This is a genomic window from Virgibacillus sp. 7505 (assembly GCF_002272135.1).
Taxonomy (GTDB): Bacteria; Bacillota; Bacilli; order Bacillales; family Amphibacillaceae; genus Terribacillus.
Window position 1 is genome coordinate 1 of record NZ_NPBF01000082.1, and the last position, 373, is coordinate 373.

The following is a 373-nucleotide window of genomic DNA, read 5'->3' on the forward strand; positions in this document are numbered from 1 at the left end:
AAATCCGCTTGAACGATGGGGGGACGCAGGAGGATAGGGAAAGCGCGCTGCTGGTTATGCGCGTCCAAGCCGTGAGGAAGTTGAGCAGGCAAATCCACTCAACATTATTCCAGGCGGTTATGGGGAGGGAAATTTAGTACCGAAGTTCCTGATTTCACACTGCCAAGAAAAGCCTCTAGTGAGGAAATAGGTGCCCGTACCGCAAACCGACACAGGTAGGCACGGTGAGTAACCGAAGATGATCGGGAGAACTCTCGTTAAGGAACTCGGCAAAATGACCCCGTAACTTCGGGAGAAGGGGTGCTTCTTTTAAGGAGAAGCCGCAGTGAAAAGGCCCAAGCGACTGTTTAGCAAAAACACAGGTCTCTGCAAA

General features: G+C 51.5%; 1 rRNA gene. It reads left to right on the top strand.

From position 1 onward, the window contains the following. Positions 1-373, top strand: a 23S ribosomal RNA gene (locus CHH91_RS18010); the annotation flags it as partial.